Origin of the sequence: Marinobacter sp. es.042 (assembly GCF_900188315.1) — a bacterium.
Lineage (GTDB): Bacteria > Pseudomonadota > Gammaproteobacteria > Pseudomonadales > Oleiphilaceae > Marinobacter.
On record NZ_LT897781.1, the window covers coordinates 2775227 to 2798485 of the forward strand.

A 23259-nucleotide genomic window follows, 5' to 3' on the forward strand; every position below is an offset into this window, starting at 1 on the left:
CATGTTTGCTCTTGTCAATCTTTCCTATCTCACAGCCGCGGTGCTCTTCATTCTGGGCATCAAGGGCATGACCAAGCCGAAAACCGCTGTCCGCGGAAACCAGATTGCCGCGATCGGGATGCTCATCGCCGTGGTTGCGGCCCTGCTGCACCACCAGATTGTCGGCTTCACAACCATCATTGCGGGCATGGTGATTGGCGGTTCTATCGGTGCCTGGCTTGCCCGGAAAACCGCCATGACCTCCATGCCGGAGCTGGTGGCGAGTCTCAACGGTATCGGCGGTGGTGCCTCTCTCGCGGTTGCTGCCAGCACCTGGCTGACGGCTCTCGGAACGCAGAGCGCCGGGGCGACGCAGGCCAGCACAGCCTGGACACTGGCCATCGTGTTCTCCATCGCCATTGGCGCGGTAACGCTGACCGGCTCTGTGGTGGCGGTTCTGAAACTGAAGGGCAACGTGGGCGATAGCCGTCGCGCCCGCCAGTGGCAGGCTGTCGCGTTGCTGAGCCTTGTCGGCGTCATTACCTGCGGGGTGCTGTTCTTTAATGATAGCCAGGCACCGCAACTGATGTTGCTGGTTCTGGTTGGGCTCTGCCTGTTGCTGGGTGTTGGGCTTGTGCAGCCAATTGGCGGTGCAGACATGCCCGTAGTCGTCGCACTATTGAACGCCTACTCCGGCCTCGCCGGCGCCTCCACCGGCTTTGTACTGGAAAATCAGGGCCTGATCATCACCGGCTCGCTGGTAGGAGCATCCGGTCTGATCCTCACCGCCGTGATGTGCAAAGCCATGAACCGGTCGCTGCCCAATGTGCTGTTTGGAGGTGCCTTTGGACAAAGCGCGGGCACGCAGTCTGCAACCAATGACGACGAGTTCTATGCTGGTAAAGTGAAGTACGCAACACCGGATGACCTGGCAATGCTGCTGGACGGCGCGCGTAATGTAGTGATGGTGCCAGGCTATGGCCTCGCCGTCGCTCAGGCTCAGCACGCCGTCAAAGAACTGGCGAACCAGCTGGAATCCCGCGGTGCAAGGGTGAATTACGCCATCCATCCGGTCGCAGGTCGTATGCCGGGGCACATGAACGTTCTCCTCGCAGAAGCTGAAATTTCCTATGACCAGTTAAAGGATATGGACAGCATCAACCCGGAACTGCCCCAGGCTGACGTTGCCATTGTTCTAGGTGCCAACGACGTGGTGAATCCGGCTGCTGCGGAAGAACCCAGCTCTCCGATTTACGGCATGCCCATTCTCGACGTACATAAAGCGAAAACCGTAATTGTGGTAAAGCGAAGCCTTTCACCCGGTTTTGCCGGAATCCCCAACAGTCTGTTTATTCGTGATAACAGTCTGATGGTGAAAGGCGACGCCAAGGATGTGCTTCAAGCTACCACCAGCGCCATCAAAGAACTCTGAGGTACCCAAAGGAGCCCCCGCATGAAACTTCTGAATCGCCTTAAAGCACTGGAAACTTTCGCGATTCGTATCATGCGGGAGGTTACTGCATACTTTGAGAATAGCCGCATACTCCATTTTACGAGCATGGTTCAAGCCGGCTCAAAACGCTCCTGAAGCCACGCCTTGATTTCATCGGATTCGTAGAGCCACCGCTCACTGCCATCCTCATGCCGAATCTTCAGGCAAGGCACTTTGACACGACCACCACCGGCTTCCAACGCCGCACGATGCTCCGGGTCATGCTGGGCGTCGCGGGTTTCGATGTTGAGACCCAGCCTGGCAATTTCCTTTCTTACCTTGATACAGAACGGGCAAGCCTTGAACTGGTAAAGGGCGAGATCCTTGCTGGCCTCATCGACACGGGCCTGCTCTTCAGCGCTTCGATTCACGCTTTCTGGCGTGCTGAGCTTTTCGCTGAGTAGCATAAAGGGCGTCAGTACCAGACGCAGGGTACGGAAAAAATAACGAATTATAACTTTCATGGGTAAGGCTCGAACTCCTCATTAAAGGTGGCCTGCAGGGTAGCGGCATCCAGGATTTATTTGCGTGCCTGATAGTGGTGTACGAGGATATCATTTCAAAGGATGAAGTGTTCAGAGTAACGGGGCAGCCCCTTCACAGATGGAGAACCAGATGCCTGAATCCGGCACCAAGTCACTTCGCAAAACCCTGCGGTTCTGGGGCTGGGGCTATGCGGACGAGGATCTGCACCCGGACGAACATGCCATGATCGAAACGATCACGAGAATGTTTGTACCGGAAGGTCTGGTGGAGATTGAGCCACCAGCGGTTGAAGACTTCGAGCTTCCCGCATCCCGATTACCAACGATTCCCGGGCACCTGTCAGACATTATTTCCACGACGTCCTACGACCGTCTGGTGCACAGCTACGGAAAGTCCTACGCCGATATGGCCCGGATGCTGATGCGGCAAGTGCATAATCCGCCCGACGCCGTTGCCTTTCCCAAAACCGAAAACGACATCCAGCAACTGTTCAGTTATGCGGCCGCAAACAACGTTGCACTCATCCCCTTTGGTGGCGGCACCAGCGTCTGTGGCGGCGTGGAGCCCGATGTTGGCGACAGCTACCGGGCGACCATCAGCGTTGATATGGAGAACCTGGACCGGATTCTGGAGATTGATCCGGTCAGCCGCCGTGCACGGATTCAGGCTGGTATCAAAGGCCCGGATCTTGAGCGGCAGCTAAAACAGCACGGACTGACGCTGCGCCATTATCCGCAGAGCTTTCCGTTTGTGAGCCTGGGAGGCATGCTCGCCACACGGGCTGGCGGGCACTTTGCGACGGTCTACACCCACATTGAAGACATGGTGGAAGCAACCAGGCTGATCACGCCCAAAGGCATTATCGAGACCCGGGCCTTGCCCGGCTCAGGCGCCGGTCCTTCGGCAGATCGCATGATCTGTGGTTCGGAGGGCACCCTGGGCATCATTACCGAGGCAACCATGCGACTGCAGCACCGTCCCACCTGGAGAGCCACGGCCTCCGTGCGGTTTGACAGTTTTATGAAAGGCGTCGATGCGGTCCGGCAGATTGCGCAATCGGGCTTGTTTCCGTCGAACTGCCGCCTGCTGGATGAAGCCGAAGTGATCATCAACCGGATTGCTGACAGGCCTTGCGCCGTCCTGGTTCTTGGCTTCGAATCCGCAGACCATCCCCAAGACCAGAAAATCGAAAGGGCCGTTGCTATTGCCGAAGAGCATGGCGGCATTCTGCAGAAAGATGGTATTTCCTATAACCCGGATCACTCAGAGAAAGGGGCCAGCGAGGCCGAGTCGTGGCGTAATGCCTTTATTCGCATGCCCTACTGGCGTAACCGCCTGACGGCCATGGGCATGATTGCCGACACCTTCGAAACCGCGATCACCTGGGACAAGTTCCCGGACTTCTACAAGGCGGTAAAATCCACCATGGAGACCGCGCTTCGTGAGATCACGCAACGTCCGTTTTCATTTTCCTGCCGCTTTACTCACGTTTACCCGGACGGTCCCGCACCCTATTTCACTTTTTATTGCGTGGGCGACACCACCGGCGATCTGGGCAAAGCCCTGCAAAAGTGGAAACAGCTCAAACGCATTTCCATGGAAGTGCTGGCCGAGCAAGGCGCTACCGTCACCCATCACCACGCCGTTGGCCGGGATCATCGCTTTGGCTATGAGAAGCAGACATCACCGCTGTTTCGTCAGACCCTGGCGGCGGGCAAGCACTTCCTGGATCCTCAGGGCATCCTGAATCCGGGTGCACTGATCGACCCGCAGGACAAAGACGTTGGTATCGGGGGGGTGTTATCAGATCAGGGCAGCTCTCTCAGTCTTGACGCACACCGTTGAAACGTCCCCGCAACCAGGCAGTCCGGAACGTCTCCGTCGCCACCCCGGCCAGGAATCCGAAAAACGGGTCGACCCAGAACGTAATCAGTGCGGTGATTCCGATCACCGGCCAGCAGGATGGTTTGGCGGTCCAGAGACGCCTGGTAAGGCCAAGCTCGACAGCTGCGACCATGAGCAGGGCGCCGAGACCGGCCGCGGGTACAGCGGCGATAAACGACAGCCCGCCGGGTACGATTGCCACCAGAAGCAAACCCACGCCCAGCAGGACCGGCGCAAGACCCGTGCGGGCACCGAAGCGATAGTGTGCCGCAACACCGCCAGCGCCATGACACATGGGCAAGGCACCGAACGGAACCAGGCACAGGTTGGCCAGGCCGGTTGTAACGGAAAGACGCGCAGGCGAGACCCGGGACTGGTCGCCGAAATAATCCCCGACCACCAGGGCCGTCAGAACGATCGCGTTGGTGATGGTCAGCGCCAGTTGTGGCAGCACCAGGATGGAAAATCCCTGCTGCCATTCATCCATTGAGGGCAGCTCCGGCATCGAGAAAATCGCCGGATCGGCCGGTAGCGGTAGCCCGGGGGAGCCCAGCAACGCCCCGAGAGCCATCGCCATGGCAAGACCAAGCAATGCCGCAGGCCAACTGGGGAAAAGTTTCAGGGTGACGGCCAGCAACGCAAGGACCAGGAGACCCAACGGCAAAGAGGTGGTCATCAGTTCCAGGCCCATGCTGGCCAACAACAACCCCAGCCCCAACTGCAGACCGCTCAACACCGATCCCGGAACCAGGCGTGCAGCCCGGTTGATCCACCCGGTTGAACCCAAAATCAGAAGAATCGCGCCGATCAGAACACCACTGGCAACCAGGCTCTGGGCGCTGACCTGGGTGGTGAGAAGAAGCGCGGCCACCGCTTTCATGGGTTGCACAGGAACCGGCAGACGATAATACAGCCCGGTGGCGATATAGAATAGGGCAAATCCCAGCAGAACCGGTACCGGCGCCAGCCCGGCTACGCCAATGGCACCGAGGCTCAGTGGCAACAGGGTACCAATGTCACCCAAAGCGCCACTGAACTCTTTGACCGTTCTGTTTCCGATTGACCCCATGCAGGCCCCTGCTTGATCTGCCTGTTTATTATTTTTGCTCAGGCGTTGTACACAACGTTTCCAAGCTCACTGATATTATAACCACCCAATGCCTCCGCTCGCTGAACAAATCGTTCACTGCGGGCAAAAGCCAGCAATCGCTGCATGGCGGGTTCGAAGTAATGGCGCCGGCGCATGGCCAGGTCAAAATGCTCCTGCTGCAGCGGTATAAACGCCAGGCCCTGGCGCCTTGCCGCCGCTTCTATACCTATGCCCACGTCCGCCTCCCCCTGGCGAATGGCGAGGGCCAGATCATCCTCGCTGAGTGAAGGATGCTCGGCCCAGATCAGCTCACTGCTCTCGATACGATGACGGGCAAGCAGGCTCTGCAACAGATGACTGACGCCGGCATCCGGCTGTCGATGGGCGAGGCGAAGGCCGGGCCGTCCGATATCCACCAGTTGTGTCAGCTTGTGAGGATTGTCCGGCGCCAGGAGCAGGCCCTGCTGGCGCTTGGCCCAACGAATCAGCACCAGGTCTCGCATCCCGGTCAAACCCAGGGTTGCCGGATCGTTATAACGCTCGCTCTCGGCGTGCCAGATATGCATACCCGCGAGCATGGCCCGGCCATCGACCAGCCGCTGCACCCCATCACCGCTTCCCTGGCACAACATGGCCAGCTCTGCGTTGCTCTCCTTCACCGCCCATTCGAGCAGCGGATCCTGACTACCCACCAGCACCGGCGGGGTTGGTGCACTGATCGCGTCGTCCCCTTCCAGATGGTTCATCAGCCACAAATCAATACGCTGGCGCGGGAACAATAGCTTTCCGGTAATTCGCACACAGGGAATGACACCCTGGCTGACCAGATCGTAGACCTTGCGTTCTTTCAGGCGCAGATACTCGGCGGCCTCGGCCGTAGTGAGATAGGCGGGAAGGGACATCGGTTTCTCCGGCGGATCGGGCACAAGCACCAGACTGTTTTTGGCTGCATATTTTTCAACAGGCTGTGCAAAGCGTAGTTAAAAACGCCACGATGCTCAACATTAAGGAGACGCTGCTGTGGAAGATAATGCGTTTTACGTAGCGCTGTCGCTACTGGTGAATCTCGACGCCTCGCTGTACCAGATCGTGGTGCTTTCGCTGCAGGTTTCGCTTCTGGCAGTCCTGATAGCGGCAACCCTGGGTTTTCCGCTCGGTGCGGCAGTCGCGCTATGGCAGTTCCCCGGGCGCGGCGGGGTGATTGTGGCGCTGAATGCGCTCATGGGACTACCTCCGGTTGTGGCCGGGCTCGGCGTTTACCTACTGCTGTCTCGGGCCGGGCCTCTCGGGGAGCTGGGGCTTCTGTTCACGCCCGGCGCCATGGTGATTGCGCAGGTGATTCTGGTATTGCCCATTCTCGCTGCGCTTTCCCGGCAAAAAGTGGAGGAGTTGCTTGGTGAATACCGGGAACAGTTTGTCTCTCTGGGCATGTCCAGGGCGCGCATGATGCCCACCCTGCTGTGGGATGCCCGCTTCGCTTTGCTGACCGTTCTGCTCGCAGGATTCGGGCGGGCCAGCGCCGAAGTAGGCGCCGTGATGATGGTTGGCGGCAACATTGATGGTGTAACGCGGGTCATGACCACAGCCATCGTGCTGGAAACAAGCAAGGGCGCCCTGCCCCTGGCGTTGGGTCTGGGCATTGTGCTCCTGACTCTGGTTATGGCCATCAACGCAACGGCCTACATTCTGAGTGAAATGGCAAAAAGGCGCATGGGATGACTTCGTTGAACGTGCCTCTCAACAATTCGATCGAGCTCAGCGCACCACCTTCGCTGCGTTTTGAAAACGTTGAGTTCAACCCGCTCGGACACCAGCTTTTTGGTCCTTGCTCGTTCACGCTTGATGGCCCCGGGCCCACTCTGGTAATGGGCCCCAATGGCGCCGGCAAGAGCCTTATGCTGCGACTGGCGCACGGCCTGCTCACACCAACGGAGGGCGCCGTGAGCTGGTCAGGCGCCAGTGCGCCCCGCCAGGCCATGGTTTTCCAGACGCCAATCCTTTTACGCCGTTCGGCGCTGGCCAACCTCAGGCACGCACTGGCGGTCAACAACGTGCCACGCAAGCTGCGCACAGAGCTGGCTCTCGAAGCCCTGGCCCGGTTTGGTCTCTCCTCCTGCGCCGACACGCCTGCGCGGGTGCTGTCCGGCGGGGAGAAGCAACGCCTGGCACTGGCACGTGCCTGGTCGCTTTCACCGGCAGTGCTGTTTCTGGATGAACCCACCTCCGCACTGGACCCCGCTGCGATAAAGGCCGTGGAAACCGCCGTTAAAGAATTTCACGCCCGGGGCACACGCATTGTGATGACAACCCATGACCTGCACCAGGCCAGGCGACTTGCCGGCGACGTGCTGTTCCTCTCTGGTGGCCAGGTACAGGAGCACACGCCTGCAGACGTGTTTTTCGAAACGCCGGTTTCACGCCAGGCACAAGCTTTTATTTCCGGTGAACTTGTCGCCTGATGCACCACCATAAAAACCCATCAATCCAATGCTCACCCGATGAACGAAACCCAAGATGGAGATAACAAGATGAAAAAGACCCTGAATCTGGTTCTTGCAGCCGTCACTACCATGGGCCTCGCCTTCAGCGCCCACGCCGAAGATTACATAACGCTGGCCTCGACAACCTCAACCGAGAACTCGGGGCTATTTAATTCGATCCTGCCAAAGTTCGAGGACGCCACTGGCATCGAAGTGCGCGTTGTCGCCGTTGGTACCGGCCAGGCCTTCGAAATCGCCCGCCGTGGCGATGCCGACAGCCTTCTGGTGCACGACACCGCCGGCGAAAAACGTTTTGTGGAGAACGGCTACGCCACAGAGCGGGCCGACGTGATGTACAACGACTTTGTGTTGATTGGCCCTGCCGATGATCCGGCCAACATCAGCGAAGCGAAAACCGCCGCTGAAGCGCTGTTTGCCATTGCTGAAGCAGAGGCACCGTTTGCCTCTCGTGGTGACGACAGTGGCACCAACCGTGCAGAACTTCGCCTGTGGGAAAGTGCCGGTGTTGAACCGGGCGGCAGCTGGTATCGTGAACTGGGCAGCGGCATGGGCCCCACGCTCAACACTGCAGCCGCCATGGATGCCTATGTGATGTCAGACCGCGCAACCTGGGTCGCGTTTGAAAACCGCCAGAACCTGAAGCTGCTCTTCGAAGGTGACAAAGTGCTGTTCAATCAGTACGGCAGCCTGCTGCTTTCTGAAGAGAAGCACCCGCATCTCAAGCATGAGATGGCTGCAAAATGGCACAACTGGCTGCTTTCCGACGACGGACAAAAGGCAATTGCCGACTTCAAGGTAGACGGACAGCAACTGTTCTTCCCGAACGCCCAGTAAGACAAAACGGGCAAAGTTTTAAGGCCCCCGGCCTGACCCGGTTTTACCCCAATAAAAAACCCCGGCCATGCCGGGGTTTTTTATTGGCTGAAAGCAGCTGTTTTTCCAGAATGCCAAATAAGCTAATCTCTGCCCATCTCCGTACAACTTCCACTCTGCGGCATTCATGAAACGGCTATAACAAAAATGACGATTGATCCCATACTTCCCGATCCCACGGATCCCCGGCTTTCCCGGCCGGTAGAAGGTGTTGACGAAAACGGCGAGGCCAAATCGATCAGCGTGATCGAAGAGCGCCCACTGACCATCTACCTGAACAGCCAGGAGATCGTCACGGCGATGACCATTGGCGATCACCCCGAGTACCTGGCCCTCGGCTTCCTGCTCAACCAGGGCATGCTCAAAGAAACCGATGAGGTCACCGGGATCGATTTTGATGAGGAACTTGAGGTTGCCGTGGTTCGAACCTCCAGCGTTACTGATGTTGAGGACAAGCTGGAAAAGAAAACCCGTACCTCCGGATGCGCGGTGGGCACGGTCTTTGGCGACATGATGGCCGGACTGGAAGGGCTATCTTTGCCAGACACCCCGGTACACACCAGCACCTTTTACGACCTTTCCTACCAGATCAACCACACACCTAGCCTGTACATGGAGACCGGCGCCATCCACGGTACCGCGCTGTGCCAGGGCCAGAAAATCCTGGCCTATATGGAGGATGTCGGGCGCCACAATGCCGTGGACAAGATTGCCGGCTGGATGCACCTGAACAATATTTCTGCGGCCGATAAAGTGCTGTACACCACCGGGCGACTCACTTCGGAAATGGTGATCAAGACATCGCTCATGGGCATTCCCACTCTGATCAGCCGCTCCGGCTTTACTGCCTGGGGCGTCGACATTGCCCGGCAAGTCCGGCTGACCCTGATCGGGCGGATGCGAGGCAAGAAATTCACCTGTCTGAGCGGCCAACACCGCTTGGTGTTCGATCAGGACCTCTCGCAGGTTCCCGATGAAGACAAAAAGCTGCGTCGAAAAGGGGCTCGGCATGATTGACGGAGGCACGGCGTGACCGATTGCGCAGTCATCCTGGCCGGCGGCCAGGCAAACCGAATGGGCGGCGGCGACAAAGGCCGGCTTATGCTCGGCGACCAGTCATTGATCCAGCGGGTTATTGAGCGAATCACGCCGCAGGTCGACGCGGTGGTACTGAATGCCAACGGCGATATACATCGGTTTGACGATCTGGGTTTGCCAGTGGTCGCAGACTCCATCGAGGGCTTTCCCGGCCCGCTGGCCGGTGTTCTCGCCGGCATGGACTGGGCGGCCGAGCAAGGCCATGACTGGCTGATCAGCGTTGCCGCGGACACCCCCTCCTTTCCCCGGGACCTGGCCGCACGACTGGCCGGACATGATACCCCGGTGGTACTGGCAGCCACGCCGGACCCCGAGCGGGGCCGACTGCCACAACCAACGTTTGGTCGCTGGCAGGTATCCTTGCGCCACAACCTCCGGGGGGCCCTGAACGATGGGGTTCGCAAGATCCGCCAGTGGACTCAAGCCCAGGGCGAAACCCTGGTGGTGTTCAACGAAGGCGACTTTTTCAACATCAATACGCCGGAAGATCTGGCCTGGGCGGAGCAGAACCTGAAGTGAACGTTATCGGCATTGTAGGTTGGAAAAACTCGGGAAAGACCACCCTGGCCTCGGCCCTGATTCGTGAGCTGTCCAGCCGGGGGTTAACGGTCAATTCGATCAAGCACGCCCACCACATGGTGGATGTGGACCAACCCGGAACAGACAGCTACAAGCATCGTGACGCCGGCGCCCGAGAGGTCATCCTCGCTGGCGGTCAGCGCTTCGCCATCATGCACGAACTCCGGGGAGCGGCGGAGCCGACGCTGGATGAATTGCTGGCACGACTAAGCCCCTGTGACTGGGTCGTGGTGGAGGGATTCAAAACCCACACCCACGCCAAGATTGAAGTGCATAGACGAGAGGGTTCGAGGTCACCGCTGTTCAACGAGGACCCGAGCATTGTTGCTGTGGCGTCGGACTACGCTACCGAATTCTCGGGCCCGGTTTTCGACATAAACGACATTCCCGCCATCGCTGATTTTATTCTGAACCGCAAGCAAGCCTGAACAGCATAACCAGGAGCCGAAGATCCATGAAACCGCTTCGCAACGACTGCTTTGCCCTGCCCCCCGGCGTCAACTGGACCCCGGTCGAGGAGGCCCTTGAGCGTTTGCGTTCACGGTTGCACCCTGTGGTGGAGACTGAACGCGCCGTTCCGCTGTCCAGGGTAAACGGCCGTATCCTGGCAAGCGACGTCTACGCTCCCCGTGCGCACCCACCAAGCAACAATTCGGCTGTTGACGGCTATGCACTGGCGGGCCCTGTAACGGAGGTTCCCTGCACGCTGCCTCTGGTCGATGGTCGCAGTGCCGCCGGCGAGCCTTTCAAAGGCCAGGTTCCCGCAGGACATGCGATCCGGATTCTCACCGGCGCAGTCATTCCATCCGGGACAGACACAGTGGTCCTCGAAGAAGACTGCGAAGTCCGGGATGGCCAGCTGTATCTGAACGGCACTCTGAAAGCGGGCGCCAATGCCCGCAAAGCCGGTGAAGACATCCAGGCCCGGGATCGAATCCTGATCGCAGGAACTCGCCTGACGCCCACGCAGATTTCAGTACTCGCCAGCGTTGGGGTGGAGTCGGTCGACGTCTACCAGAAGCTGCGGGTTGGCGTTCTGTCCACCGGCGATGAGGTAAAACCGGTAGGCGCCCCGGTCACTGATTGGCAGATCTACGATGCCAACCGGCCGATGCTCAGCGCCCTGGTCTCGCAACTGGGCTACGAGCTGGTGGACCTTGGCCATGCACTCGATCGGGCTGACGAGGTCAAATCGGCGCTGGAAACAGGGGCGCAAGAGTGCGATCTGATCCTCACCAGCGGCGGCATATCGGCCGGGGACGAAGATCACGTGTCGAAAACCCTGAAAGCCCACGGCGACATCAGCAATTGGCGCATTGCCATCAAACCGGGCCGCCCGCTGGCCCTCGCCATGTTCCAGGGCACACCCGTGGTGGGCCTGCCGGGCAATCCGGTCGCCGCCTGGGTCTGTGCCCTGCGTTTTGGTGCCCCGGCAATGGCATTACTTGCAGGCGGAGAATGGTTCGAACCGCAGGCCTACGTGATGCCGGCGAATTTTTCGAAAAACAAAAAGCCCGGACGCAGCGAGATGCTGCGGGCACGGGTCCGCGATGGACAGGTAGAGGTGTTCGGTTCGGAGGGCTCCGGCCGGGTGACCGGCCTGGCCTGGTCCGAGGGGCTGGTGGAACTGGATGAAAGCGCCCAGCAGATCGAGCCGGGCACTCCCGTGCGGTTTATTCCTTACGGCAGCTTCGGTCTGTAGTCAGTCGACGCTGCCGTGAACCGCAAAGGCCTCCAGTGAGGCATCCTGAGGCCCCCGGGAACGGTAGGTTTCCTCGACACCCAGCTCGGTCAGGGTGCGGCTGACCATCAACAGCGTGTTGTCCTCGAAATCCTCGCACATGCTGCGCATCTGATCGATTTCCTCACAGGCCACGGGGTAGGCCGCGTCGATATCCGGCGCGCCGTAATGGTCAACGAAGGTCTGAGCGAGGGTCCTGCGCACATGCTCCAGTTCCGGTTCGGTAATGTTGCACACTCCCACGAAACTGGCACGCCCGCCTGATTCAATGCTGTACCAGCCGTTGCTGAACGCCTGACGGGCTTTGCCTTTCAGGTCTCCCTCGGTCCAGTTGGAAAACTCGAAGCCACCGGAGATAGCCCACTCACCGCTGGGTGCAGGCTTTTCAAATACGTTTTCGTCGGAAATATCCAGTTGTAGGGTTCGGGCCAGTTTCATACGTGCTCCGCGAATTCGATCAAACTCAGCGTCTCGGTCATGACATCCTGACGCAACAGCATCCGGCCTTTTTCATCCAGGCCAACGAAGGTGCCGGATCTGGGCCGCTCAATCCTTTTGCCCAAGGTGTCGCACCTTGGCCGCCACTCGTTATGTACCCGCTCAAAGCCGCTGTCCAAAAAGTAGGTCAACCACAACAACGTATGCTTGGACCAGCTTTCCAGAAGAGCCATGGGCGTGATCTCGATGCATCCTTCTTCGTAGAGACAGGTCTCATCCGGATTTTCTCCCGGCTGGTCCGTCTTCGGAATAAACGGCACCTCGATGCCAATCACCAGCCAGTTGGGATAGGCCTGGGGATCGGATACATCGGATGCGAAACGGACACTGCCGCATAGCGCACCGTTTACCTTAATGCGATCAGGCCACTCAAAGTACACCGGCACTTCCGGCGGAGCGAGCGCACCCAGACTCTCGGCCAAACCTATCTGGGCCACATAAACCACCTGAATGGCCTCTTCAAGTGGTGTTTCGGGCGCCAGGACCAGGGCCGCGCGCAGGGTGTCGTCTTGCTCGGAGTAGAACACCGTGCCGGAATCGACACCCGCGATGGCCCGGCTGACGGCTTTATCAAACGGGTCCATGTGTCTGGGCACCACTTCTCCCGCAAGTAACGGTGGGAATTGGGGTGATTCGATCATTGGATGGCCCGGGCGTAGACGTCAGAGGCGACAATTTCATCGGCGATGCGCTGGAAAGCCTGGGCCTGGGGGCTGTCAGGCTTCGAGACCACGATCGGGACACCGCCATCCGACCCTACCCGGATATCGAGATCCAGGGGAATCTCTCCCAGGAAAGGCGAACCCAATTTCTCCGCCTCGGCCCGCGCGCCGCCGTGTCCAAATGGGTGGTGTTCCTTGCCACAGCCATCACAAACAAACGACGCCATATTTTCGATCAGCCCGAACAGCGGAACTTCCATTCGCTTGAACATATCAATGCCCTTGCGAGCATCCATCAGGGCAATATCCTGCGGCGTCGAGACAATGACCGCACCCGCTACGAAAAACTTCTGGCTCAGGGTCATCTGGACATCACCGGTGCCCGGCGGAAGATCCACCAGCAGCACGTCCAGCCGGCCCCATTCAACCTGGTTCATCATCTGCTGCAAGGCGCCCATCAGCATCGGCCCGCGCCAGACGATAGCTTCGTCCTCCGGTGCCATCAGGCCCAGGGACATCAGCGTTACGCCGTGATTTCTCAGCGGCAGGATGGTGCTTCCATCCGGGCTGGAGGGACGACCGGAAACCCCCAGCATGCGGGGCTGGCTCGGGCCATAGACGTCAGCGTCCAGCAAGCCGACTTTCAGCCCTTTCGAGGCGAGAGCCACAGCCAGGTTGGACGACACGGTCGATTTGCCAACGCCGCCCTTACCCGACGCAATGGCAATTATGCGATCCACGCCCCTCGGGTTTTTGTCCTGAGGCCTTGGAGCGTCAGTTCCGATCAGATTCGGATTTTTTCCTACTTCGGTGTACTCAACCATGGTGTGTCCTGTTGTTTTTAACTGTCCAGATAGTCATCACTGGTGCGGACCCGCGGGCGCTCGCCACCGGCCATGGGCGCTGTGCTGCCATGGAACTGTGCCTTGACCCGACAGTCATCGCACATCTTGATGAGCTGCACGTTATCAGAGTTCTTGTACATCCAGTGCTGGTTTTCCAGCTTCTCGACGATGCGGTTAATCGTGCTGGCTACGCCAAACGGGGTGCCACACTTGATGCATTCGAAGGGCTCTTCACCGTGCAACGCCCGGGCACTGAGCGCCGCCTTGGATACATCAAGCTGGGGCTTCAGGGTGATGGCGGTCTCTGGGCAGGTACTCTCGCAGACACCACACTGGACGCAGGCGTTTTCCGTGAACTGCACCTCGGGCCGATCCGGATGGTCACCGAGGGCACCGGTCGGGCATAGTGATACACAGGCAAGGCAGAGCGTGCATTTATCGGAATCAATTTCGATGGCACCGTAAGGCGCACCTTTGGGCAACGGAATCGGCTCTTCAACTTTTTCCGACATGGCAGCCACTGTCACCCGGGTGATATCCCGGCGACCGCCTACCAGCAGCACAGGGTCGCTCACGCGACCGGCATTGTCCCCGGCGTCGCAAAGCTCGATGGCGGAAATAATCCTGATCCGGCTCGGCGAGTTGTGGGTACCCTTGAGCATGGCCTGGGCCAGCTCCACTTCTGCGGTCACTGCACGGCGATCCAGCTCGTTGTCCGCAAGGATCAGAACCTCGGCGTAGCCGGCACCAAACGCCGCCATGATTTCAGCGTGGCCGATCCGATCGACATGCTCCAGCCCCATCGGGATCAGATCATCCGCGAGACCATTATCGTAGCGGGCCAGGTTGGCAATGGCCTCTGTGCCGGCCTCCAGGGTGTGGAAGACCAGGCGGGGCGATTCGTGGGTATGCTCGCGATAGACTTTGGCCATCACTTCCACAGCCTTGGTGATAGCCTCGAACGGCGTCTCATTCATGGTCACTGCAGAGGTGGGACAGACGGCAGCGCAGGAGCCGCAACCGGCACAGATATCCGAATCAATCTGGATGTGATCCCCGAAGGAAAAAATAGCCTCTGTCGGGCAGACATCCAGGCACCGTGTACAACCAGGCTTGTTGGCCCGGGAGTGCGCGCACAAAGACTCTTCGAGTCTGAAATAGACGGTTTTTTCGAATTCACCCACCATTTCCCTTGCCGTCAGGGCAATGCGCTCCAGCTCGCCGGACTTTTCCGGATCGGCCCAGAAGTAGCCGTTGCGCTTCTCGTGGCTCGGAAATGCCGGGGCGCCGCCCCGCAGATCGATAAACACATCGCATTCGCTGCGGGCGGTGGGCTTGGCCGCCTCGTAACCCAGCTCACCGCGACCGGCCGGGTGCAAGGGTTGCAGATGGGCAAATTCCAGCTTGAAATTCCCTAGTGCACCGTAGGCTCCCGTCAGCTGGCCCTTGGCCACGTCGTAAGCGGCAGATGGCAGCTGGATGGGGCCGGCATCATTAACAATGCAGGTAACACCCAGTTCGTCCTGCACCAGTCCGGCCATCCGGATTGCCTTCTCGGTAGGACCGACGATGCAGCACACGCCGTTGGACTGAATGGTTTTCGCCGGCGCCATGGGCGACGGCAATTGGGCGGCGGCAACCAGGGCTGCCTGCTTCGCGTGCAGGCGCTCGGGCTTCGCATCGGGGGCGCTCCAGCCAGCACGATCCCTGATATCAATGGATTGGAGTGGCGCGGCGTGTTGGATCTCGGCGTGAACGTCCTCGGCAAGGCGCTCGAACAAAGCGGCCTGCTGGCCACAGGCAATCAGGACATCATTGCTGGCGCCCAGATGCTCGGCAGCAACGCTCAGTTCCTTGCCGCACAGTTGATCAACTGCAATCGCCTGTTCAGCGCCTGCGGCTTTGCGCAAAGCCTCTGAATCGAAGGTCTGTGATTTGTCGCAGCTGCATAGTAATAAGGTCTTATGTGCCGTCATCAGGAAATTGACTCTTTCGTTGTTTTTATACGTATACGCTTACGTATCGCTTTTCGAGCATGCCACAGGCATTATCTTTTGGACAATTGGATAATCTTTTGTGCCCTGCTAGTTTTACGCTATAACAAAAAATGAGAAGCACCATGAGTAGTCGTACAGAACAGTGGAAACGCGAGCTGAGGGTTGGCGCTGTCGTTCGCCGATCTCCGGGCGTCACTCGCTGGGTAAAAGAAATCTGGAAGCCGGTTGCCGTTATACCTGGCGCACCTGATGCATTCTGGAAAGAGTTGGTTCGCGAGGAAGATGTGGTCGATTACCACGCGGGCACCGTTACGATGGAGCTTTTTCGGGCCGACGTCGAAGGCTATCTGGTCTCTCTGAACATGGCCGCTCCATCCGTATGGATCATCATGGATAGAGATGTAACGAGCCAGTCGCCCTCCGGATGGGTCGTAAGCACTATTACCGCCAGCGCCCATGAAGCACTGGACGCCCTTGATAGCGGCGAAAGCATTGTTGAGGCGGTTCCCATTCCCGAATCAATGGCGGCCTGGATCAAGGAATTTATCGACATGCACTACATCGAGGAGCCGTTCAAGAAACGTCGCCGCGATGAAGTTCGCGTTGATGGCGCCGAGGATGCCAAGGGCGACCCGCGCATTCGCCAGGAAAGCGACGTTTACCGTGCCCCTGCGAACATCAAAAAGCCGAGAATTCAGTAATGTCCGAATCAAGACTCCAGCGTTGGGCTCGCAAGAAGGCCGAAGCCGCCAAGCGCCCGGAACCATCCCCTGCTCCGGTTATCGAGACTGAGCCAGCGCCGGAAGAACAGGAACTTGCGATCAATGAAGCCTTGCCGGAACACGAGCTGCTAGAGAAGTATGGCCTGCCTGACCCCGAAAACATTGAACTGGGTACGGACATCACCGGCTTCATGCGCAAGGAAATTCCGGAGTTCCTCCGCCGGAAGGCCCTGAGGGGACTCTGGAAATCCAACCCGGTACTGGCGGTTCTGGACGGCCTCAATGATTACGATGAGGACTACACACTGGCCTCGACGGCCGGACAGACAGTGAAAACTTTATACAAGGTTGGAGAGGGGCTCGTCGACAAAGCCAAAAAAGCCGCGGACGTTGTGGACGATCAGTCGGAAAAGCAGGCAGTCTCATCGTTGGCAGAGCCTGATTCCACAACCGCCGAAGAACCGGATCCTGAGGACAACCCCGAGCTGGAAGATATGGCAACGCCGACGGAACTTACCGAGCAGCAGCTTGCCCAAGAAGAGGCGACCTACTCGGAAGAGGAGCCGGAACCACGATTCCGTCCTCGTATGCGTTTTGACTATTAGCAGAATACGTTTCAGCTATTAGCAAATTAAAGGTCGGTCAGGCCACTATTCTTGTTTATGTACTAGAATAGCGTGACAGGCCGCACATAATAATTAGAAGGAACAGGAATTGAGTAACACTGCGGAAATCCAGTGCCCGCGTTCGATCTCTGAAGAAGATCGTGCGAGGGCCCAGATCTATCAGCTGCTTGGCGTCCTGCTTGTAGAGCCGCCCTCCAGTGGTTTATTGAAGGGGTTGGCGTCACTGCAGGGTGATGAGACGCCCCTCGGTTCAGCCTGCAAGAACCTGGCAGCCCTTGCCGAGCGCACCAACCCGTATGACGCCGAGCGAGAGTTCAACAACCTGTTTGTCGGACTTGGTCGCGGCGAACTACTTCCCTATGCCAGCTATTACCTCACTGGCTTCCTGAATGAGAAGCCCCTGGCGGATCTGCGAAGCGATCTCATGACCCGCGGTATCAAATCCCGCAGCGACGTAAAAGAGCCGGAAGATCACATCGGCACCCTCTGCGAAATCATGGCGGGCATCATCACCGGGGAATTTCCATGCGACAGCGGACTGCCGTCGCAAAAAGCATTTTTTGATGCCCACCTGGCAAAGTGGGCAGCCTTGTTTTTTACCGACTTGGAAGAAGCGCAAAGCGCCATTTTTTACGCACCAGTGGGTTCGCTCGGTCGAGCCTTCATGGCGGTAGAAGCCGACGCCTTTGCAATTCAGTAACCGGGATCCCAAGGTCCCATAAACCCAGGGGGAGGTGTCCAATGGACAACCCGAAGCGTGAAAACAGCCGTCGCCGTTTCTTGCAAATGGCTGCAGCAGCAGCTCCAGCTGCCGTTGCAATGACGGTTGCACCGAACGCCGCAGCCGAGGTCGTCAGGACAGACGTTCCGAAAAGCCGCGGTTTACGTGATACCGAACACACCCGTAAGTATTTCGAATCGGCTCGCTTTTAACGGGGATTTGAGTTGATCAAGGTTGCGAAAGGCCCTTGAGAGACTCAGCTTTCCGAAAAAACGAGAATAATAAAGAGAGAGGTAAACAACATGTTAAGGAAGAAGACCAACGGGGTAGCGAAAGGCTCCCGTGCAGGCTCTTTGCTTTCTTCTCTCGCTGCCAAGACCCTGGACCGTCGTCAGTTCCTGACAACGTCTGGCGTGGCAGTGGGCGGTCTGGCGGCACTGTCGCTGACATCGGGACGGGTTGAAGCTGCGGCTCCGGCAACCGGTGGCGGAGAAGTGGTCGTCAAGAAATCGGTCTGTACACACTGTTCGGTTGGCTGCACCGTAGAAGCCGAAGTTCAGAACGGCGTGTGGACAGGCCAGGAACCAGGTTGGGACAGCCCCTTCAATATGGGTGCTCACTGCGCCAAAGGTGCTGCAGTCAGGGAACATGCTCACGGCGAGCGTCGCCTCAAGTCGCCCATGAAAATGGTCAACGGCCAGTGGCAGAAGATTTCCTGGGATACCGCCATCAACGAAATCGGCGACAAGATGCTCGAAATTCGTGAGCAAAGCGGTCCCGATTCGGTCTACTGGTTGGGTAGCGCAAAGTTCAACAACGAGCAGGCCTACCTGTACCGCAAGTTTGCGGCCTATTGGGGCACCAACAACGTGGATCACCAGGCTCGTATCTGCCACTCCACGACCGTAGCCGGCGTAGCCAATACCTGGGGCTACGGCGCAATGACCAACTCCTACAACGACATTCACAAGTCCAAGGCGATCTTCATCATCGGGGGCAACCCCGCCGAAGCGCACCCGGTGTCGCTGCTGCACGTTCTTAAGGCGAAGGAAGAGAATAACGCTCCGCTGATCGTCTGCGACCCGCGTTTCACCCGCACAGCGGCCCATGCCGACGAGTTTGTGCGTTTCCGCCCCGGCTCCGACGTTGCGCTGGTGTGGGGTATTCTCTGGCACCTCTTCGAAAATGGCTGGGAAGACAAAGAATTCATCCGTACCCGTGTGTACGGCATGGAAGACATTCGCGAGGAAGTGAAGCGCTGGAATCCCGAAGAAGTTGAGCGTGTAACCGGCGCACCCGGAGCACAGCTTGAGCGTGTGGCCCGCACTCTGGCCAACAATCGGCCCGGCACGGTTATCTGGTGCATGGGTGGTACCCAGCACACCAACGGTAACAACAACACCCGCGCCTACTGCGTACTCCAGCTCGCCCTTGGCAACATGGGCGTCGCAGGTGGTGGCACCAACATCTTCCGTGGCCACGACAACGTTCAGGGCGCAACGGACCTCGGCGTACTCGCTGACACCCTGCCCGGCTACTACGGTCTCTCAGCCGGCTCCTGGGCGCACTGGGCTCGTGTCTGGGAAGAAGATCTGGACTATCTCAAAGGCCGCTTTGCGGTTTGGGATAAGGACGGCAAGTCCCGCGCCATGATGAACGAAAAGGGCATCCCGGTCTCCCGCTGGATTGACGGTGTTCTGGAAGCCAAGGAAAACCTTGATCAGCCAGACAACACCCGGGCCATGGTTCTGTGGGGCCACGCGCCCAACTCCCAGACCCGGATGACAGAAATGAAGGAAGCCATGGAAAAGCTCGACCTGCTGGTTGTAGTGGACCCCTTCCCGACTGTGTCTGCCGTACTCCACGATCGTAAGGAAGGCGCCTACCTGCTGCCCACGACCACCCAGTTCGAGACCACCGGCTCGGTAACCGCGTCGAATCGTTCTCTGCAGTGGCGTGAAAAGGTGGTAGAGCCGCTGTTCGACTCCAAGGTCGATCATGAAATCATAAAGCTGTTTGCGGACAAGTTCGGCTTCACCGATCGCATGTTCCGCAACATCGCCATTGATGGCAATGAGCCGTCGATTGAGGACATTACCCGCGAGTTCAACCGCGGCATGTGGACCATCGGCTACACCGGCCAGTCGCCAGAGCGACTCAAGAAACACATGAAGTACCAGCACCACTTCGACAAGACCACCCTCCGTGCGGTTGGCGGACCTTGCGATGGCGACTTCTACGGAATGCCGTGGCCATGCTGGGGCACCCCGGAGATGAACCATCCGGGCACCGCCAACCTGTACGACATGTCGCTGCCGGTTTCCGAAGGCGGACTGACATTCCGGGCCCGCTTTGGTGTTGAACACAACGGCCAGAATATTCTGGCAGACGGTGTTTATTCCAAGAACTCGGAAATCAAGGACGGCTATCCCGAGTTCACCATGCAGATGCTGATGGACCTGGGCTGGGATGGTGATCTGACGGCTGAGGAGCGAGCCAGCATTGAAGCTGTCGCCGGGGCGTCAACCAACTGGAAGACAGACCTGTCTGGTGGTATCCAGCGCGTGGCCATCAAACACGAATGTGCGCCCTTCGGCAACGCCAAGGCACGCGCCATTGTCTGGAACTTCCCGGATCCGGTGCCGCTGCATCGTGAGCCTCTGTACACCTCACGTCGCGACCTGGTAGCGGATTACCCGACCTACGAGGACAAGACTTTCTGGCGGGTGCCGACCTTGTACGAGTCAATCCAGAAGAACGACTTCAGCAAGGAGTTCCCGATCATCCTTACCTCCGGACGTCTGGTCGAGTACGAGGGTGGCGGTGACGAAACCCGTTCAAACCCCTGGCTGGCAGAACTGCAGCAGGACATGTTCATCGAGATCAACCCACGCGACGCCAACAATCTGAATGTCCGCGACGGCAATGACGTCTGGGTGTCCGGTCCGGAAGGCTCGAAGATCAAGGTGAAGGCCATGGTGACAGAGCGTGTTGGCGAGGGTGTGGCGTTCATGCCATTCCACTTCGGCGGGCACTATCAGGGTAAGGACCTGCGGGACAAGTATCCCAAGGGCGCCGATCCCATCGTTCTGGGCGAATCCACTAACACAGTTCAAACATACGGGTATGACTCGGTCACTCAGATGCAAGAGACCAAAGCCACCCTATGTTCGATTATGCCGGCATAACAAGAGGTGTAGACCATGGCACTTGAAGGACAAGCAAGAGCAAAATTCCTTTGCGACGCCGAGCGCTGCATCGAATGTAATGCATGCGTAACGGCCTGTAAGAACGAGCACGAGGTCCCCTGGGGCATCAACCGTCGCCGAGTGGTAACCATCGAAGATGGCAAGCCAGGAGAGCGTTCGATTTCGGTAGCCTGCATGCACTGTTCAGACGCCCCTTGTATGGCCGTCTGCCCGGTGGATTGCTTCTACCAGACCGAAGACGGTGTGGTGCTGCACTCCAAAGACCTTTGTATCGGTTGTGGCTATTGCTTCTACGCTTGCCCGTTCGGTGCGCCCCAGTTCCCGCAAGCGGGCAACTTTGGCAGCCGCGGCAAGATGGACAAATGCACGTTCTGTGCAGGCGGCCCGGAAGAAGACAACTCCACAGTTGAATTCCAGAAATACGGTCGTAACCGTATTGCTGAGGGTAAACTGCCGATCTGTGCGGAAATGTGCTCGACCAAAGCCCTGTTGGCCGGTGACGGCAACGAAGTGGCGGACATCTATCGCCAGCGTGTTGTGAATCGTGGTTTCGGTTCCGGCGCCTGGGGATGGGGCACGGCCTACGAGAAGAAAGGTGCATAACCTGGCCTGACTCATGCGGGGCCCTTCGGGGCCCCGACGTCTGTCAAGACGACAACTTCTTCTTGTTCATTCCGCTGGAGTGCTCTAATGAAAACAAAACTTTTTAGTGCCGCCCTCCTCGTATTGGCGACACTGCTGTTCAACCCTGTGTGGGCACAAGAGTCCACTACGGTTGACCGGACCGCGACCGGGGGGGCCCAAACCCTCGAAGACATCATGCGCCGCCAGCAACAGCTGGAGATGGATGATTCGTTTCGGTCTGAAAACCTCGGCAACCCTGAAAACGCAGCACCTACTACTGCGCCTCTGGGCACGAATGGCGGGCGCTCGGATGCCGATGTCTGGCGTTCAATCCGTTATAACGAGATCGATCCCCGAATTCAGTCCCCGGGCCCTGCCAACGAGGTAATGATTCAGGACGCAGGCATGCCCTGGTATCAGCTACGCGAAGGTCCGATCATCACGTACGGTGGGGGCGCCATACTCGGCTTCCTTGCGTTGCTGGTTGTCTTCTATTTCGTTCGCGGCAAGATCATGATTGATGGGGGCCCTGCGGGCACAACCATTCAGCGGTTCAAAGCCATCGAGCGATTCGGACACTGGTTGCTGGCAGGCTCTTTCATCGCACTCGGCATCACAGGCCTATTAACGCTGATGGGGCGTAGCTTCCTGATTCCGGTAATCGGCCACGACGCCTTTGCAACCATCGCTGCCGGCTCCAAATGGGTCCACAACAACATCGCATGGTCTTTCATGCTGGGACTGGTGATGACCTTCGTAATGTGGATAGCCCACAACATCCCCAACAAGCTGGACTGGCAATGGCTCAAAGCGGGCGGGGGCATCTTTACCAAAGGACATCCGTCGGCGAAGAAATTCAACGCTGGCCAGAAGATCATTTTCTGGACCGTAATGGTGTTGGGCGCCTCCGTTTCCCTTTCCGGGCTATCGCTGCTGTTCCCGTTCCATATGCCAATGTTTGCTGACACCTTCGGTGTCATCAACAGCATCATTGGAACCAGCTTCCCAACTGAGCTCACGCCACACGAAGAGATGCAATACGCCAACATCTGGCACTCGATTGTAGCGTTTGTGATGATGCTGGCCATCATTGCCCACATCTACATCGGCTCCGTTGGTATGGAGGGCGCGTTCGACGCCATGGGCAATGGCCAGGTGGACCTGGAATGGGCACGTCAGCACCACGACCTGTGGGTCGCTGAGGTTGAAGCGAAACAAGGCAAAGGAGGTTCGTCGTGAAAGTCATGATTTCCGCTTTTGTCGCAGCTCTGCTGATTGCTACTGCTGCACCGATGGTGCTGAATCAGTTCGGCTGGTCGGCTGCCGAACAGGGCAGCAGTGCAACGAGTGTGCGCCTTGACTGATCAGTCCGGGGTATACCAGATCGACGCCGTCGGTCTGGTATGTCCTCTCCCCATCCTGCGTTTCAAAAAACGGACCAAAGACCTGCCCAGCGGAACACTCGTCGATTTCCTGGCGGATGATCCCACCGGCCGAAAGGACCTTCAGGCCCTCTGTGATATAACCGGCCACCGGATTGAGTGGACCAGAGAGGAAGACGCCGGCGTCACCCGTTACCGTATTTCCCTGGCATAAAACCGCAACTGAACTTTCAATCTTTCCCTGCACTTC

At 58.3% G+C, this 23259-nt stretch carries 25 protein-coding genes; 18 read left to right on the top strand and 7 right to left on the bottom strand.

Annotation, left to right across the window (positions count from 1 at the left end; translation table 11 throughout):
- Position 1 precedes the first annotated feature (1 nt).
- Positions 2-1411, top strand: coding sequence for an NAD(P)(+) transhydrogenase (Re/Si-specific) subunit beta (locus tag CFB02_RS12970; protein WP_088558306.1), 1410 nt, complete (start codon positions 2-4; stop codon positions 1409-1411).
- 131 nt (positions 1412-1542) lie between these two features.
- On the opposite strand, the gene CFB02_RS12975 is transcribed toward CFB02_RS12970, so the two are convergent.
- The gene (locus CFB02_RS12975; protein ID WP_088558307.1) at positions 1543-1935 is read right to left on the bottom strand and encodes a glutaredoxin family protein; all 393 of its coding nucleotides are present in this window, start codon (positions 1933-1935) and stop codon (positions 1543-1545) included.
- A 151-nt stretch (positions 1936-2086) separates the two neighbouring features.
- Here CFB02_RS12975 and CFB02_RS12980 point away from each other — a divergent pair, with 151 nt between their 5' ends.
- A complete protein-coding gene (locus CFB02_RS12980; RefSeq protein WP_227519212.1) occupies positions 2087-3802 on the top strand; it encodes an FAD-binding oxidoreductase in 1716 nt (571 codons plus the stop codon).
- Here the strand turns inward: CFB02_RS12980 and CFB02_RS12985 are convergent.
- Both CFB02_RS12985 and CFB02_RS12990 read right to left on the bottom strand, forming a co-directional pair.
- A complete protein-coding gene (locus CFB02_RS12985) occupies positions 3780-4910 on the bottom strand; it encodes a putative sulfate/molybdate transporter (RefSeq protein WP_088558309.1) in 1131 nt (376 codons plus the stop codon). The genes CFB02_RS12980 and CFB02_RS12985 overlap by 23 nt on opposite strands.
- A 38-nt stretch (positions 4911-4948) precedes the next feature.
- On the bottom strand, positions 4949-5833 hold the full coding sequence (locus tag CFB02_RS12990; protein ID WP_088558310.1) for a helix-turn-helix transcriptional regulator: 885 nt from the start codon (positions 5831-5833) through the stop codon (positions 4949-4951).
- Between the two features lie 118 nt (positions 5834-5951).
- On the opposite strand from CFB02_RS12990, the gene CFB02_RS12995 reads away from it, so the two are divergent.
- The 7 genes from CFB02_RS12995 to CFB02_RS13025 all read left to right on the top strand — a co-directional run bounded on the left by CFB02_RS12995 (position 5952) and on the right by CFB02_RS13025 (position 11684).
- Positions 5952-6650 (top strand): ABC transporter permease, encoded by a 699-nt coding sequence (locus tag CFB02_RS12995; protein WP_053113881.1) that lies wholly within the window; start codon positions 5952-5954, stop codon positions 6648-6650.
- The gene (locus CFB02_RS13000) at positions 6647-7390 is read left to right on the top strand and encodes an ATP-binding cassette domain-containing protein (RefSeq protein ID WP_088558311.1); all 744 of its coding nucleotides are present in this window, start codon (positions 6647-6649) and stop codon (positions 7388-7390) included. The genes CFB02_RS12995 and CFB02_RS13000 overlap by 4 nt, the downstream gene beginning before the upstream one ends.
- A 69-nt stretch (positions 7391-7459) precedes the next feature.
- Positions 7460-8266, top strand: a complete 807-nt coding sequence (locus CFB02_RS13005) for a substrate-binding domain-containing protein (RefSeq protein WP_088558312.1) — start codon at positions 7460-7462, stop codon at positions 8264-8266.
- Positions 8267-8452: 186 nt separating this feature from the next.
- Positions 8453-9322 carry a formate dehydrogenase accessory sulfurtransferase FdhD gene (locus tag CFB02_RS13010; RefSeq protein WP_088558313.1) on the top strand — a complete coding sequence of 290 codons (870 nt, stop codon included), beginning with the start codon at positions 8453-8455 and terminating at the stop codon, positions 9320-9322.
- Positions 9323-9334: 12 nt separating this feature from the next.
- On the top strand, positions 9335-9922 hold the full coding sequence (gene mobA, locus CFB02_RS13015) for a molybdenum cofactor guanylyltransferase MobA (protein WP_088558314.1): 588 nt from the start codon (positions 9335-9337) through the stop codon (positions 9920-9922).
- Positions 9919-10410 carry a molybdopterin-guanine dinucleotide biosynthesis protein B gene (gene mobB, locus CFB02_RS13020; protein WP_088558315.1) on the top strand — a complete coding sequence of 164 codons (492 nt, stop codon included), beginning with the start codon at positions 9919-9921 and terminating at the stop codon, positions 10408-10410. The genes mobA and mobB overlap by 4 nt, the downstream gene beginning before the upstream one ends.
- Before the next feature lie 26 nt (positions 10411-10436).
- Positions 10437-11684, top strand: coding sequence for a molybdopterin-binding protein (locus CFB02_RS13025; protein WP_088558316.1), 1248 nt, complete (start codon positions 10437-10439; stop codon positions 11682-11684).
- Here CFB02_RS13025 and CFB02_RS13030 read toward each other — a convergent pair whose 3' ends face one another.
- The 4 genes from CFB02_RS13030 to CFB02_RS13045 are packed head-to-tail and all read right to left on the bottom strand — an operon-like array spanning position 11685 to position 15704.
- Positions 11685-12161 (bottom strand): DUF6505 family protein, encoded by a 477-nt coding sequence (locus CFB02_RS13030; protein ID WP_014579234.1) that lies wholly within the window; start codon positions 12159-12161, stop codon positions 11685-11687.
- On the bottom strand, positions 12158-12862 hold the full coding sequence (locus CFB02_RS13035) for a biotin/lipoate--protein ligase family protein (protein ID WP_088558317.1): 705 nt from the start codon (positions 12860-12862) through the stop codon (positions 12158-12160). The genes CFB02_RS13030 and CFB02_RS13035 overlap by 4 nt, the downstream gene beginning before the upstream one ends.
- Positions 12859-13707 (bottom strand): Mrp/NBP35 family ATP-binding protein, encoded by an 849-nt coding sequence (locus tag CFB02_RS13040; protein ID WP_088558318.1) that lies wholly within the window; start codon positions 13705-13707, stop codon positions 12859-12861. Before CFB02_RS13040 ends, CFB02_RS13035 begins: the two co-directional genes overlap by 4 nt.
- A gap of 17 nt (positions 13708-13724) precedes the next feature.
- A complete protein-coding gene (locus CFB02_RS13045) occupies positions 13725-15704 on the bottom strand; it encodes a 4Fe-4S binding protein (protein WP_088558319.1) in 1980 nt (659 codons plus the stop codon).
- Positions 15705-15847: 143 nt separating this feature from the next.
- Between CFB02_RS13045 and CFB02_RS13050 the strand changes: the two genes are divergently transcribed.
- From CFB02_RS13050 to CFB02_RS13085, 9 genes are all read left to right on the top strand, one after another.
- Positions 15848-16426, top strand: coding sequence for a DUF3305 domain-containing protein (locus tag CFB02_RS13050; RefSeq protein ID WP_172835827.1), 579 nt, complete (start codon positions 15848-15850; stop codon positions 16424-16426).
- Complete coding sequence (locus CFB02_RS13055; RefSeq protein ID WP_088558321.1) at positions 16426-17052, top strand: DUF3306 domain-containing protein; 627 nt, start codon at positions 16426-16428, stop codon at positions 17050-17052. Before CFB02_RS13050 ends, CFB02_RS13055 begins: the two co-directional genes overlap by 1 nt.
- A 109-nt stretch (positions 17053-17161) precedes the next feature.
- Positions 17162-17773: a molecular chaperone gene (locus tag CFB02_RS13060; protein ID WP_088558322.1), complete on the top strand. Its 612-nt coding sequence runs from the start codon at positions 17162-17164 to the stop codon at positions 17771-17773.
- A gap of 41 nt (positions 17774-17814) precedes the next feature.
- Positions 17815-18006 (top strand): twin-arginine translocation signal domain-containing protein, encoded by a 192-nt coding sequence (locus CFB02_RS13065; RefSeq protein ID WP_081449860.1) that lies wholly within the window; start codon positions 17815-17817, stop codon positions 18004-18006.
- A gap of 90 nt (positions 18007-18096) precedes the next feature.
- Positions 18097-20982 (top strand): formate dehydrogenase subunit alpha, encoded by a 2886-nt coding sequence (locus CFB02_RS13070; protein WP_088558323.1) that lies wholly within the window; start codon positions 18097-18099, stop codon positions 20980-20982.
- A gap of 15 nt (positions 20983-20997) precedes the next feature.
- Positions 20998-21606, top strand: a complete 609-nt coding sequence (fdh3B, locus tag CFB02_RS13075; protein ID WP_041645983.1) for a formate dehydrogenase FDH3 subunit beta — start codon at positions 20998-21000, stop codon at positions 21604-21606.
- Between the two features lie 87 nt (positions 21607-21693).
- Positions 21694-22866: a formate dehydrogenase subunit gamma gene (locus tag CFB02_RS13080; RefSeq protein WP_088558324.1), complete on the top strand. Its 1173-nt coding sequence runs from the start codon at positions 21694-21696 to the stop codon at positions 22864-22866.
- Positions 22863-22991: a hypothetical protein gene (locus tag CFB02_RS18465; RefSeq protein ID WP_264753977.1), complete on the top strand. Its 129-nt coding sequence runs from the start codon at positions 22863-22865 to the stop codon at positions 22989-22991. The genes CFB02_RS13080 and CFB02_RS18465 overlap by 4 nt, the downstream gene beginning before the upstream one ends.
- The gene (locus tag CFB02_RS13085; protein ID WP_264753940.1) at positions 22975-23223 is read left to right on the top strand and encodes a sulfurtransferase TusA family protein; all 249 of its coding nucleotides are present in this window, start codon (positions 22975-22977) and stop codon (positions 23221-23223) included. The genes CFB02_RS18465 and CFB02_RS13085 overlap by 17 nt, the downstream gene beginning before the upstream one ends.
- Positions 23224-23259: the final 36 nt, after the last annotated feature.